The organism is Kluyvera ascorbata ATCC 33433, assembly GCF_000735365.1.
Classification (GTDB): Bacteria; Pseudomonadota; Gammaproteobacteria; order Enterobacterales; family Enterobacteriaceae; genus Kluyvera; species Kluyvera ascorbata.
The window spans coordinates 1-11,438 of sequence record NZ_JMPL01000127.1 but is presented as its reverse complement, the minus strand read 5'-3'; the positions used below and the strand labels follow the sequence as shown (position 1 = coordinate 11,438).

The 11,438-nt window shown below is 54.4% G+C and carries 11 protein-coding genes; 6 read left to right on the top strand and 5 right to left on the bottom strand.

Annotated features, from left to right (window positions below):
• Positions 1 to 613 precede the first annotated feature (613 nt).
• Genes GKAS_RS20135 through GKAS_RS20125 form a run of 3 tightly spaced genes read left to right on the top strand, consistent with a single transcriptional unit; the run spans position 614 to position 3,421 of the window.
• Positions 614 to 1,681 carry an ABC transporter substrate-binding protein gene (locus GKAS_RS20135; protein ID WP_035896831.1) on the top strand — a complete coding sequence of 356 codons (1,068 nt, stop codon included), beginning with the start codon at positions 614 to 616 and terminating at the stop codon, positions 1,679 to 1,681.
• A complete protein-coding gene (locus GKAS_RS20130) occupies positions 1,668 to 2,675 on the top strand; it encodes a FecCD family ABC transporter permease (protein ID WP_035896829.1) in 1,008 nt (335 codons plus the stop codon). Before GKAS_RS20135 ends, GKAS_RS20130 begins: the two co-directional genes overlap by 14 nt.
• Complete coding sequence (locus tag GKAS_RS20125; RefSeq protein ID WP_035896827.1) at positions 2,672 to 3,421, top strand: ABC transporter ATP-binding protein; 750 nt, start codon at positions 2,672 to 2,674, stop codon at positions 3,419 to 3,421. The genes GKAS_RS20130 and GKAS_RS20125 overlap by 4 nt, the downstream gene beginning before the upstream one ends.
• On the opposite strand, the gene GKAS_RS20120 is transcribed toward GKAS_RS20125, so the two are convergent.
• From GKAS_RS20120 to GKAS_RS20105, 4 genes are all read right to left on the bottom strand, one after another.
• Complete coding sequence (locus GKAS_RS20120) at positions 3,405 to 4,145, bottom strand: substrate-binding domain-containing protein (protein ID WP_035896825.1); 741 nt, start codon at positions 4,143 to 4,145, stop codon at positions 3,405 to 3,407. The genes GKAS_RS20125 and GKAS_RS20120 overlap by 17 nt on opposite strands.
• 70 nt (positions 4,146 to 4,215) lie before the next feature.
• The gene (locus GKAS_RS20115) at positions 4,216 to 5,052 is read right to left on the bottom strand and encodes a shikimate dehydrogenase family protein (protein WP_035896823.1); all 837 of its coding nucleotides are present in this window, start codon (positions 5,050 to 5,052) and stop codon (positions 4,216 to 4,218) included.
• Complete coding sequence (locus tag GKAS_RS20110) at positions 5,042 to 6,391, bottom strand: MFS transporter (RefSeq protein ID WP_035896821.1); 1,350 nt, start codon at positions 6,389 to 6,391, stop codon at positions 5,042 to 5,044. The genes GKAS_RS20115 and GKAS_RS20110 overlap by 11 nt, the downstream gene beginning before the upstream one ends.
• 91 nt (positions 6,392 to 6,482) lie before the next feature.
• Positions 6,483 to 8,333, bottom strand: coding sequence for a bifunctional sugar phosphate isomerase/epimerase/4-hydroxyphenylpyruvate dioxygenase family protein (locus tag GKAS_RS20105; RefSeq protein WP_035896819.1), 1,851 nt, complete (start codon positions 8,331 to 8,333; stop codon positions 6,483 to 6,485).
• A gap of 132 nt (positions 8,334 to 8,465) precedes the next feature.
• On the opposite strand from GKAS_RS20105, the gene GKAS_RS20100 reads away from it, so the two are divergent.
• Positions 8,466 to 9,104, top strand: coding sequence for a TetR/AcrR family transcriptional regulator (locus GKAS_RS20100; protein ID WP_035896817.1), 639 nt, complete (start codon positions 8,466 to 8,468; stop codon positions 9,102 to 9,104).
• A gap of 21 nt (positions 9,105 to 9,125) precedes the next feature.
• Here the strand turns inward: GKAS_RS20100 and fumD are convergent, their stop codons facing one another.
• Positions 9,126 to 9,338 (bottom strand): fumarate hydratase FumD, encoded by a 213-nt coding sequence (gene fumD, locus GKAS_RS20095; protein WP_035896833.1) that lies wholly within the window; start codon positions 9,336 to 9,338, stop codon positions 9,126 to 9,128.
• Between the two features lie 165 nt (positions 9,339 to 9,503).
• Between fumD and ynhH the strand changes: the two genes are divergently transcribed.
• Positions 9,504 to 9,797 (top strand): protein YnhH, encoded by a 294-nt coding sequence (gene ynhH / locus GKAS_RS25615; RefSeq protein WP_420828634.1) that lies wholly within the window; start codon positions 9,504 to 9,506, stop codon positions 9,795 to 9,797.
• 7 nt (positions 9,798 to 9,804) lie between these two features.
• Entirely contained in the window at positions 9,805 to 11,217 is a 1,413-nt protein-coding gene (pykF, locus tag GKAS_RS20090) for a pyruvate kinase PykF (protein ID WP_035896815.1), read from the top strand.
• The last annotated feature ends 221 nt before the right edge of the window (positions 11,218 to 11,438 follow it).

The window sequence follows — 11,438 nt, the reverse complement described above, 5'->3', positions numbered from 1 at the left end:
CCGGGCCGTGGGGGAAACTCTGCGGCCTTTTTCGTTTCTGATCGGGCAGAATTCTGAAAAACACCAAACTGGATAAAAACACAGTGCATTCGATTGCCGCCACCTGATTGACTACTATAGGATTGCTGCAATCCCGAATTCAGGGAGAGGCGCAATGTTGCGGGGGCTTGATCCCCGGTGGCGATTGTTGCTGGAAAGAGAAAACCCCCGCACGTTGCTTGGTAAACCTGGCAACATAACGGGGGCTAACTTGACCTTCGACAAGTTGAGAATAGCCGCGTACGGTTGCCATTGCAACACAGGCGGTTATATGACGTTCAGGGAAGCGTTAGTGATTGCGGTTGTGACTTCGATTATCGGGCCGATTGTGGTCGCGTTAGTCTGTCATTTCTGCAATATCTAACCTGAAGTGGGCGTCATGTGTCGCTGCAATGGCAATATGCGCCCGAACCGGGCCACCGGAGTAAAAGCTGGTGGCTCTTTTCGTTAAGGGCTTGTTATGTTCGGCGTTATCCGCAGATATTTAGGGGTAATTTTCTCAGACGGTTTGCATTTCTATACGTTATATAATCAAATACACACCGTTTATCCCCTCCTTCATAATGAGTGACTCATGTCTACATTACAACGCTTCCTGCTCGGGCTGACGCTGGCTTGCGCGAGCCTGATGGCCGCAAACCCGGCGATGGCCGACCGTACCATCACCGATCAACTGGGTCGTCAGGTTACCCTTCCGGATACCGTGAACCGCGTCGTGGTTTTGCAGCACCAGACGCTGAATCTGCTGGTCCAGTTAAATGCCGCTGACGATATTGTCGGCGTACTCAGCAGTTGGAAAAAGCAGTTAGGCCCTGAATTTGCGCGCTTTATGCCCGGAATTGAAAAGCTGCCAATGCCGGGCGATCTGACGCAGGTCAACATCGAAAGTCTGCTCGCGCTGCATCCGCAGGTGGTCTTTGTCGCGAACTATGCGCCGGAAGCGATGATCCAGCAGATTACCAATGCTGGTATTCCGGTGGTAGCGGTGTCGCTGCGTGAAGACGCTGCCGGTGAAAAGAACAAGATGAACCCGACGATGGCGGATGAAGAACACGCCTATAACGAAGGGTTGAAACAGGGTATCCGCCTGATTGGTGAAGTGGTTAATCGCGAGGCCGACGCCAGCAAACTCATCGATTACACCTTTAACGCTCGCGCGAAATTTAACGCTCCGGTTGCCGCTATTCCACAGCAGGAAAAAGTTCGCGTCTACATGGCAAATCCGGATCTGAACACCTACGGTTCGGGTAAATATACCGGTCTGATGATGGAGCATGCGGGGGCGATGAACGTTGCCGCGGCAACGGTAAAAGGCGCACGCCAGGTGTCACTGGAGCAAGTGCTGCAGTGGAACCCGCAGGTTATCTTCGTCCAGGACCGCTACCCGGAAGTGGTGAAACAGATTACCACTGACCCACAGTGGCAAGGTATTGATGCCGTCAAAAACCATCGCGTCTGGTTGATGCCGGAATACGCCAAAGCATGGGGCTACCCGATGCCGGAAGCGCTGGCGATTGGCGAGCTGTGGATGGCGAAAAAACTCTATCCAGAACGCTATAAAAACGTTGATGTCGACGCACAGGCACAGGACTACTATCAACGTTTCTACCGCACTAATTGGCAGGCCAATGCACATCAGTAGTCACCCTAAAACGGTACAGGGTGGGCTGATGTTGCTCACCCTGGTGGTTGCCGTCGTTTCCCTCTGCTTTGGACAGTACGGTCTGTCGATTGGCGATGTACTTAATCAGCTTGCGCATCCGCATCATGACGCCGATATTGCGCATCAGATTGTCTGGTCAGTCCGCCTGCCGCGCATACTGATGGCCCTGTTGGCCGGCGGTGCGCTCGGCCTGTGCGGCGCGACCTTGCAGGGCGTGTTTCAGAACCCTCTGGTCGACCCGCACATTATTGGCGTCACTTCCGGTTCCGCTTTTGGCGGCACGCTGGCGATTCTGCTCGGTTTCAGCATGCCGATGATGATGGGTTCCACCTTCTTCTTCGGCCTCCTCGCGCTAACGCTGGTCTATCTGCTTGCCGCGCTTCAGGGGAGAGAAAGCACGCTGGTGCTTATCCTCGCCGGGATCATTCTCAGCGGGTTCTTCGCGGCGCTGGTCAGCCTGATGCAATACATGGCCGATACCGAGGAGGTATTGCCCAATATCGTTTTCTGGCTGCTTGGCAGTTTTGCCACCGCCAATTGGACCAAAGTGCTGCTGCTCGTCATTCCCGTCGCCGTGGCGGCACTGGTGCTCTACAAGCTGCGCTGGCGCATTAACCTGCTGTCGCTTGATGATAAAGATGCGCGTGCGCTTGGCGTGCGTGTAACCGTGCTTCGTCGCGGCGTACTGCTGTGCTGTGCGCTGCTGGTTGCCGCTCAGGTCGCGGTGAGCGGCAGCATTGCCTGGGTAGGTTTAGTCATTCCACATCTGGCCAGGATGTTGTCGGGTGCCGATCATCGTCGCCTGCTGCCCTGTGCGTTCTGGATGGGAGCGAGCTTTATGATTCTGGTTGACGATCTAGCGCGCACGCTCACCGCCGCTGAAATTCCGATTGGGATAATCACCGCACTGGTCGGCGCACCGCTCTTTACCGTGATGCTGGTGCGCGCCAGCCGAAAAGGATTGCTCAAATGACCCCAACGCTTTCGCTTTCCCGGTTGGAGTATGGGCATAAAACGCCGCTGTTTGCGCCTCTCAGCCTGCACTGTGAGCCGGGTGATATCTGGGCTATTTTAGGCGCTAACGGCCGTGGGAAAAGTACGCTGCTGGATACTATCACCGGCGTGTTGCCAACGCTCAGGGGCGATATTACCGTCACGGGTGGCGTGGGGATTGTGCCGCAGTCCTTTCGCCCGGCTTTTGCCTGGCGAGTACGCGAAGTGGTGTTGATGGGCCGTGCCCGGCATATCGCCCTCTTCGCGCAACCGCAGGAGGAAGATGAACAGCAGGTGATGGCGGCGCTAGCGCTGCTGAATATCACCACGCTTGCCGATACGCTGTTCAGTAACCTGTCGGGTGGCCAGCAGCAGCTGGTAATGATTGCTCGCGCGCTGGTCAGCGCCAGTCAGAATATTTTATTAGACGAGCCCTGTTCAGCACTGGACCTGGGCAACCAGCAGACGGTGCTGCAGCTTATCAGCGACCTGGCACACGTGCAGTCACGCACGGTGATGTTTACCACCCACGACCCAACTCATGCGCTACAGGTCGCCAGCCATACGCTGCTGCTGTTGCCCGATAGTCAATGGCTGGCGGGCCCTACCGCAGAGGTGGTTTCAGAAGCCAACCTGCAGCGCGCGTATGGCGTTACGGTACGTAAGCTGCAGCTTGAAGATTATCCAGCCGCCGTCGTCACGCCGCTGTTTAGCCTTCGTCGCTAGCCAACATAAAGCCCGCATCGCGCAGGCAGCGCTGCCCCTCTTCTGCGAGGATAAACTGGTAGAACTGCTGCGCGGCCGGGCTTTCCTCTAACATCGCCATGTAATAGTCACAGCGAATATTCCACGGTTCCGGGATGGCCACGCTGCGCACATCTTCCTGCTCACCCATCGCCGTGGCGTAATGTGCATAGCCGATAAACAGGTCCGCCTTCCCTTCACGAATCAGCCAGCTGCTTGCCATTTCGCCCGCAGGCACCGTCAGCGAATCGCGTCCGCCAACCAGTGGCATCGCACGCTCCTTGAGGGATTCGCCAAGGCCGGGAAAACCGGCTTCAAGTTGCTCAAACAGTTGCCAGGTATAGTCGCCTGAAGGGTCGCAAAGCGGCGTTGACGTACCCAGACGCAGCGTTTTGTCGCTTAACAGCTCTAGCCAGGTTTTCCCCGCCGTTTGCCGGGAGTGTCTGACCGTCAAAATTAAACGGTTACGCGCGAAAATCCGCAGGCCGTGCGCCAGCCCCGCGTCGCACAGCACTTTAGGATGGTGGCGGTTAGCGGAAGCGAATAGCGAGCACGCCTCGCCCTTCTCTATGCGCTCGCGCAGCAGCCCCGCCGGGCCAAAAACAATCTCAATCGGGGTCCCGGTTTTGGCCATGAACTGTGACTGGAGAGGAATAAAGGCGCGGCGAAGGCTGCCTGCCGCCAGCAGCGTGAGCGTGGAGTTCATATAAGATACGCAAAAGTCCGGATAACATAACCGTTATGTTACCCGGGCTATTACGCTACTGACCAGCGCTTTAGTAACGAATTTGCGCCAGCTGCTGAAGCTGCTCCGGCGTGGCTACCGGTAGATGGAAGAAATCCAGATAGGCCGGGATCATTTCAAACAGCATGTCAGTGCCGCGCTGTACCGGGCATCCCCGCGCGATAGCGGCCTGTAGAAACGGCGTGTACTCCTGCTTCATCACCACTTCGCCAACAAAGGTACCAGAAGCAATTCTGTCCATGTCTATCGGCAACGGGTCGCCGGGAGACATGCCAAGCGGCGTGGCATTCACGACCAAATCGTGACCCTGTGGGTCGCAGGACATCACCGTCAGCTTTAGCTGCGGATAATGTGCCTGAAGGCGTTGTGCCAGCGCCCTGGCCGTGCTTTCGCGCGTATCATAAAGCGTCAGAGCATTGACACCCGCCGCGGCAAGCGAGGCGGCAATAGCCGACCCCACGCCGCCGCAGCCCGTCACCAGCGCTCGCGCACCGGTCGTGCGGAAGCCTTTACGTTGAATCCCGCGAACAAAACCATCGCCATCGAACATATCACCGGTCAGCGTGCCATCGGCTTCCCGCCGAATAGCGTTGCACGCGCCTGCAATTTCCGCGGTGGGACTCAGGCGGTCGACCAGCGCACAGGTGGCAACCTTATGCGGCATTGTCACCAGCGCACCGGCAATATTTGTCAGTGAAAAGAGCGTTGGGATAAGCGCCGCATAGTCTTCTGGCTTTACGCCCATCGGAACCACTTTGACATCGACGTCCTGATTCTCAAACCAGGGGTTGTAGATCATCGGTGCTTTAAAACTTTCGGTCGGGTACCCCAGATGAGCAATTAACCGCGTATGCCCACTAATTTGCATGACGTCTCTCCTGCTCCGGCAGATCCAGCTCGATACGCTTCACGTCGCCGAGGATAAACAGATAGGCCACCACGCCGAGAAGCGCCGCCCCGCCGATGTAAATCAACGCGTAGAAGAAGCTACCGAATGCGGCGACGATAAAACCAATCACCAGCGGCGTGAGGATCCCCGCCAGATTAGCGCAGAAGTTGAACAATCCGCCGGTCAAACCGCCCAGCCCTTTTGGCGCCATATCGGAGATCAGGGTCCAGCCCAGCCCCACCATTCCCTGCCCGAAGAAGGCGAAGGACATCACCATGATGACCGCCGTATCGCTGGTCAGCCAGTTAGCGCTGATAATGCAGCTTGCCATTAGCAGGCCGGCAATAATCGGCAGCTTACGCCCGAGGTTGGCGCTTCCGGTCGCTTTGAGCAGCTTGTCAGATACCCAACCGCCGAACATAACACCGCCCGCAGCGGCCAGGAATGGCATGATGGCGAAGAAGCCCACCTTAATCCACGGCATGTGACGTTCTGTCGCCAGATAGGTCGGGAACCAGGTAAGGAAGAAGACCAGCACGGTATTACCTGCAAACTGACCGATGCTGGCCCCCACAATCTGACGTTTGCGCAACAGTTGACGCACCAACGGCCAGCTAAACACTTTGCGCTGTTCCGCGCCGGTCGTCATGCCGCCGCCCGCAGTAATATAGTCGCGCTCCTGGTCGCTCAGACGCACGTCTTCATGCGGTTCCCGGTAGTTGCGCCACCAGATCAACGCAAACAGAATCCCTACCACCCCCACGGTGATAAACAGCGTACGCCAGCCGAAGCCATCCATAATCCAGAACAGTAGCGGCGCGAAGCACGCTAAGCCCAGATATTCCCCGACGGTATAGACCGCCGTCGCTTTGGCACGCTCGTGTTGAGGGAACCAGGCACTCACCACGCGGCTATTGACCGGGAAGCACGGCGCTTCGCTGATCCCAAGACCAAAACGACACAACAACAACGACTTGAGCCCAACGGCAAACCCGTGGAACAGCGTAAACAGAGACCAGAAGCCCAGCGCCAGAAAATAGGTCACCTTATTGCCAAAACGGTCGAGAAACATGCCGCCGGGGATCTGCGCCAGCGCATAGGTCCAGGCAAAGGCGGAGAAAACAATCCCCATCACCGCCGCGCCGATACCCAGCTCTTGGGTCAGTTGCGGTGCGGCAATGCCGAGCACGGTGCGGTCAAGATAGTTAATCATTGTCCCGACGGCCAGCAGCGCCAGAATGCCGATGCGCCGCCGGGTACGGGGGACCGCGTTAACCGCCTCAGCGGTAGCCACGCGATTATGGCCAAGTGAGTTCATAGTGTTTACCTGTCGTTGTCGAGTGCAGATGAATGTTATTTTTATGGTCTATCGTGTGACACTAGCGTACCAGGTGGTTCAACCCAGTGTGCTAGCGGTACTGCATAGCCGAGAGACGAACGGCAGCATTGACCGCGCCATACTGCGTATAGCCGTTGCGTCTTTCGGTTAATTCAAAAAAGAAGCGTCCTTCGCTGAAGGGCCAGGTGTAGCGATGTAAAAATTCGCCGCCCGCGGCATCGCGGTCGTACAGTATTTGCTGGCGCTGCATGAGGGTAACCTGCTCCGGGCCGCCAAAACGCGCCAGCAGATCGTCATAGTAGTTTGCCGGTACGGGCAAAGAGAGCGACTCCGCCAACGGCTGTTTGTCCAGTAGCCCCGGCAGGTCATGGCAGGAAAACGCGGCATGCTGGAGCCCTGCGCCCTGATAACAGGCAACGGAGCGAGCAATCTGCGTGGCACGGCTTTGCGAGATATTCAGCGCGAGGCGAATGTTACCCTGCGGGCTTTGCACCGCCAGGCTGCGCACCAGACCGTAGGGGTCTGGCATCGTCTGTTCATGTTCAAGGGTAAAGCCTAATACCGCCCGGCAGAACATCACCCAGTTATCCCGGCTGTCGGCTTCCATCCCTAATGCCAGATGATCAATCCCCAGCAACGCCCCCTGTGTCGCGTCATCGGTCAGGTTAAAGTCATGGCTGTAAATATCCTGGTGTCCTTCAACCAGATAGATAAGGCTACCATCCGGCGCGCATACCGCAGGAATAGCGCTCTCATTTGGCCCCACCTCGCCTTGCCATGTCGCGTAACCATAAGCTTTTGCTCGCGCCACAATCGGTGCGCTTGCGCTCACCCGTAGCGCCATTGCGCACAGAGATACGCCGTGACGCTGATAGAAATGATCCGCCCAGCTATGCGGTTGATAGTTGATTATCACTCTCGCACCGCCGTTGTTCCACAGCGCCACCTGTTTTGAACGATGCATACCCGCAAGCGTAAAGCCCATGCCGCTGAGCATGGCGCTCAGTTTTTTTGCTTCTGCGGGGCTTGCGGCAAATTCAATAAACTCGGTGCCTTGATAGGTCGGTAGATTGGCGGACTGGAACAAGTCAGCGTCGGTATCGCCAAGCGCGTTGCGCGTCTGTTCTTCTAGCCACAGCAGAGAACGATAGCCATCTTTGGCCGTTGCGCCGTTCGGCGAGGCACGGAAACCGTCGTTAAAGATCTCCAGCGACCACGGCCCGCGATAGCCTAAGCGAGTAAGCTCACGCGTAAACTCCACCAGCGGTAGTTCGCCCTGGCCTGGGAAGCAGCGGAAATGGCGGCTCCATTCGAGGACGTCCATTTTCATCAGCGGCGCATCAGCCAGCTGCAGGAAGGTAATTTTATCGACCGGGACTTCATGCAGGCGGCTGAGAGAGTCACCGAGCGACAGAATATGGAAGCTATCGAGAACAATACCGAGCGCCGGGCTATCCACCGCTTTTACTCTTTCCCACGCCTGATACCAATGGTTGACGTGTGTGCCCCAGGCTAACGCTTCATAGCCAATGCGGATATTTTCCTGCTCAGCAAGCGTCGCTAATGCGCGCAGATCGGCTATCTGGAGTTCAACATCAGCGGAACAGTCCGCCTGAACGTTACTGCACAGCAATAACGTGTCGCAGCCCAGTTCATGCATCAGCGCAAACTTGCATTTAGCGCGTTCGAGGTTTGCCGCAAATTGTGCGCGAGTACCGCCTTCAAAATCACGAAACGGCTGAAATAAAGTGATTTTAAGCCCCAGATCGTCGGCCATGCTACGGACATCCGCAGGCGTACCGGTATAATAGAGCAAATCATTTTCGAAGATCTCAACACCCTGATAGCCTGCCGCTGCAATTGCGCTCAGTTTTTCAGGCAGGGTTCCAGAAATAGACACGGTAGCAATTGAACGCAACATAGTTTCACCAGGCTTTTACGGTAACGGTGGGATGAATATGAATCATTTGGTTCGTAGACGCCAGATTTGGTTGCTAAATTGTGATCATTGTGTGTATTTTTTGTTCCCTTGGAAAAGTTAACAGGAGTTGTTATGCCCGCCATTGCTCAAGATGAAGCCCAGTCGCTCAAGAACCGTATCTTCACCGCTGCAATTACCGTGTTTGCTGAGCATGGGCTGGCGGGGGCCAGAATGGAACAGATTGCCGGGGAAGCACAAACCACCAAGCGTATGGTGGTTTACTACTTTAAAACCAAAGAGCAGCTGTACCAGGCGGTTCTTCAATATGTCTATTCGCGGATCCGTGAAACGGAGCAGCAGTTAGGGCTGGAGAATCAACCACCGGTCGAAGCACTGGTGCAACTGGTGAAGTGGAGCGTGCGTTACCACGCCGAGCATGCAGATTTTATGCGGATTATCTGTATGGAGAACATGCAGCGCGGGAAATGGCTGCTGGCATCAGGCGACCTGAAACGACTCAACAAAAGCGCCCTTTCGCTGCTTGAGCACATTCTTCATCGCGGTCAGGTGCAGGGCATTTTCCAGCCTGAAATTGAAGCCCGTGACGTCCACCGTCTCATTAGTAGCTTCAGCTTTTATCAGGTTTCCAACTTTTATAGCTTTAATAGCCTTTATCTGGACGGTCCACTTCCGGAAATCGATGATGAAGCGCTCATTACCCACCACAGCGAGCTGGCAGTAAAAGCTATCCTGCGCTTCGTCATCGCCTGATAATGATTTTTTTAGGCGTTGTCACTGCCCTGAGAGCGCTGTTACCACCTTTTCCATCGCTTCGCGCGTCAGCTCGGAGCGCTGAATTTTGCTATTAGCCAGCGCGGTACGGACGACGCCAGCAATCACGATATGTTTCGGCTCCTGGCCTAAATCGCGCATTTCCAGCACCACTTTGCCCACCACGCGGCACATTTCCTGGTATAAAACGTCGTCTTTTGCCTGATTTCCCATCATTTACGCTCGCTAATTTCCATTAATAATCAAATCATTATTGATTCTATTGCCGGATAAAGCAAATCAACGATGCCGCAAACAACGGCTCTGGCGACGTTGTTGCGCATCTTTACTGTTACGCTTTCACAAATAATTCGTTTTTATTTTGTTAATTAGCCTAATTTGATTTTGAAACGGCGTTTTTATTTTCTTTTTGCAACATTCCATCGTATAATCTGCGGCGTTTCTTTCTTGAATGGTTTCAGCTCATTGGACTGCATTAATAAACGATTAAAACATCGCCTATTTAACTATGCTGAACCTCTAGCACACTTTCCTCTGCACGCTTTTTTTATGTCACCTATCCTTATGGCGTGGCATCGCAACTTTCGTAATACAGGTTTAACTCCGTGGCCGTGCGCGCATGGAGCGAGAATTCAAAATCCCAATCCTTCTCAATCTCAACTTAAAGACTAAGACTGTCATGAAAAAGACCAAAATTGTTTGTACCATCGGACCGAAAACCGAATCTGAAGAGATGTTAGGCAAAATGCTTGACGCTGGCATGAACGTAATGCGTCTGAACTTCTCCCACGGCGACTATGCTGAACACGGCCAGCGCATCAAGAACCTGCGCAACGTGCTGAGCAAAACCGGTAAGAAAGCCGCTATCCTGCTGGATACCAAAGGCCCAGAAATCCGCACCATCAAGCTGGAAGGTGGCAACGACGTTTCCCTGAAAGCTGGCCAGACCTTCACTTTCACCACCGACAAATCCGTTATCGGTAACAACGAAATCGTTGCTGTCACCTACGAAGGCTTCACCACTGACCTGACCGTGGGCAACACCGTACTGGTAGACGATGGTCTGATCGGTATGGAAGTGACCGCTATCGAAGGTAACAAGGTTATCTGTAAAGTGCTGAACAACGGTGACCTGGGCGAAAACAAAGGCGTTAACCTGCCTGGCGTTTCTATCGCACTGCCAGCACTGGCTGAGAAAGACAAACAAGACCTGATCTTTGGTTGCGAGCAAGGCGTTGACTTCGTTGCGGCTTCCTTTATCCGTAAACGTTCTGACGTTGTTGAAATCCGCGAGCACCTGAAAGCGCACGGTGGCGAAAACATCCAGATCATCTCCAAAATCGAAAACCAGGAAGGCCTGAACAACTTCGACGAAATCCTCGAAGCTTCTGACGGCATCATGGTTGCTCGTGGCGACATGGGCGTTGAGATCCCTGTAGAAGAAGTTATCTTCGCGCAGAAAATGATCATCGAGAAATGTATCCGTGCACGTAAAGTCGTTATCACTGCGACCCAGATGCTGGATTCCATGATCAAAAACCCACGCCCTACCCGCGCAGAAGCAGGTGACGTAGCGAACGCCATCCTCGACGGCACCGATGCAGTCATGCTGTCCGGCGAATCCGCTAAAGGTAAATACCCGCTGGAAGCTGTGACTATCATGGCAACCATCTGCGAACGTACCGACCGCGTTATGACCAGCCGTCTGGACTTCAACAACGACAGCCGTAAACTGCGCATCACTGAAGCAGTGTGCCGTGGCGCCGTTGAAACTGCTGAAAAACTGGACGCACCGCTGATCGTGGTTGCTACCCAGGGCGGTAAATCTGCACGTGCTATCCGTAAATACTTCCCAGATGCCACCATTCTGGCACTGACCACCAACGAAACGACCGCGCGTCAGCTGGTGCTGAGCAAAGGCGTTATCGCTCAGGTTGTCAAAGAAATCAGCTCTACCGATGATTTCTACCGTCTGGGTAAAGAAGTCGCTGTAGAAAGCGGTCTGGCTCAGAAAGGTGACGTTGTTGTCATGGTTTCTGGTGCGCTGGTTCCAAGCGGAACCACCAACACTGCGTCCGTACACGTACTGTAATAATCTACATACTTATTATAGTTTGCTTAAAAAAGCGCCCTCAGGGCGCTTTTTTTATACACTCAGATAACTGGGCTCAATAAAAAATCAAATAGGCTGTCACTATTTAAACTCGGATTATCTAAGATGAATCCGATGGAAGTTCCCTGTTTTCACACACTTTTTCGCTGCAAAACCCCAAAGTCGATGCTTCTTTGAGCGAACGATCAAAAATAAGGGAA